The sequence below is a fragment of the Enterobacter cloacae complex sp. S1 genome, from assembly GCF_014930525.1.
Classification (GTDB): Bacteria; Pseudomonadota; Gammaproteobacteria; order Enterobacterales; family Enterobacteriaceae; genus Enterobacter; species Enterobacter hormaechei_C.
Genome location: NZ_JADBRE010000065.1, coordinates 1 through 1,989, shown reverse-complemented (window position 1 = coordinate 1,989; position 1,989 = coordinate 1). Strand labels below are relative to the sequence as shown.

1 protein-coding gene and 1 pseudogene are annotated in these 1,989 nt (G+C 48.6%); both read right to left on the bottom strand.

Translation table 11 applies throughout. The features are described 5' to 3' along the window. Nucleotides 1–275: 275 nt before the first annotated feature. Nucleotides 276–1,133 carry a tail fiber domain-containing protein gene (locus IM290_RS21380; protein ID WP_193042706.1) on the bottom strand — a complete coding sequence of 286 codons (858 nt, stop codon included), beginning with the start codon at nt 1,131–1,133 and terminating at the stop codon, nt 276–278. Nucleotides 1,134–1,141: 8 nt separating this feature from the next. Continuing rightward, nucleotides 1,142–1,989 (bottom strand): annotated as a pseudogene (locus IM290_RS21725) (phage tail protein); the annotation flags it as partial.

Genomic DNA, 1,989 nt, shown 5'->3' with positions numbered 1-1,989 from the left:
TATTTAGATTTTGTAACTTGAAAATTAAATCATAGCATGGAACTACATAGAAATTATCTTAAGTAGCTCCGCTTCGCGGAGCTGCTTACTTCGACGTGGTCAATGTGTGGGCATGACCAGAAATAAACTCTTTTATTTCATTATGTAGAAGTGGTTTCAAAAGCTCCATCGGGAGCTTTTTGGTTAGCATTGATATCTATTAACCAGAATGTTCCTGTCCGCTTTTCGCTCAAAGCAGACTGTCAGGTTTGATAATTTGCTGCCAGATGAATCTTTCAGATCAAGTCTGAGCTAATACACTTTATCTCGGCCCGGGCTTTGAGTTCGGCAAGCTCACTCTCTATACTTTTTACCCGGTTGGCTAGCTCCTTCATGGCCTCTACATATAGGGCGCTCATCGCACTGTAGTCCACGGTTTTTAGATCGTTAATCTCTTCTCCGGTCGGTGTAGTGCCGGTCCCGCCAGAACTTACAGCAACGGGTAACACTTTTTCCAAATCCTGAGCGATGATGCCTGCGCTGTGCACCGATTCTGATTCAGTCAGTTGGATGCCGAACGTATAACCCGTCAGGGAACAAATCTTCTCCAGAGCGTTACTGACGGGCTCTTTATCGAACTTCACTCGCTCATCCGAAGTCTGGTTCACAGAAATACAGGTAAACCTGCCATCAGCTCCGAAAGAGAAGCTATAGCCATTTGCTCCATCATTATCATTATTATCTGGCCTGAGCCGGATGGTACCTTCCTTGGGCGCATAGATTACCCCTCGTGATTCAATACCTCCCGCACCGTAAAACCACACGTGAGCGTTCTGTGTATCGCTAGAGGCCCATACGTTTGATGACGTTACGGCTTTTAGTGAGCCGCCTGCGTTAATGCTCCCTGAAGCAGTTATGCTGTTCTGGCAGGTGATAGGATTTCGAAACTCAAAACTGTCACCGATAAAAGTGTATTTTCCAGCATAGAAAGTGAAATCACCCTTTCCCATTCCACCATTTGAATTACCACCACATAGGATGCGCGCGTCATAGTCATTAGTGCCAAGAAAATGGAAATCAACAAAGCTTGCAGAAGAGGCCTTTTTCGCTCCAATTTCGAGGCTTCCGAAGTTGGCTGTAACGCTATCTCCCAAACCGACCTTTATTCACCCGCATCAGCAGTCATGGCCAGCTCTGCCGCACTGATTTTTTTGTTGTATAAAGAATCAGCAGGCATTTCGACACGCACGGACACAAACTGGTCATGGGGGATGTCGACCGGATCACCATCACCCACACCTTCCAGTTCGTTCCTGGCGAATGCAGGCGCATCAGGGTGTGCGCGATGATAGGTTTTCACCAGCACAGAGCCATCCGCGTTTACCTCATAATCCAGCCAGATAAGTGGCTGCTTGTTGCGATCGGTAGGTATGTCAAAACCGCCATCAATGCCGCCCCATGCTGCGTCTGAGTTCAGTCCCTGACATCCTTCAATCCGATATTCACCTGTGGACAGACGGGTTACAGTGCAGCCCTCAGATTCATCGTTAGTCTGGTATGTTCCATCTGAAAATACTTTGATCACCGGCGATGCAGCCTTAAGCGTTCCGTCGCTGGCTTTCGTGGTGTTCTGCGTTGAATAAAGGGTATGCGTAGTAGAAAAGCCAACGTTAGTTAGCCCGGAAACAGTCCCGTTTCCCTGACGATACTTGAGGCCCTGCGACGTAGAGGCTAACTGCCATGACGTGTAGCCGCCCCCTGTTGCATCATGCCATCCCCGCAGCGTTAACATGCCGGTATAGACATCTGCACCACTTCCACCTCCCCAAGCATTCGCCCCCAGTTGGATGCCGAAAGACATGCCCAGCGGGTATTGAGTAATCAAATCGTACGAAGCGAGTGACCTGTAATCGCGATGAACCTGAGCCATAACAGCAGCTCCGTTTATGTACGATGACACCGGGGCAAACTGGCTATCAACATCTCGTGTAGCGCTGTTTCCCAAACCGA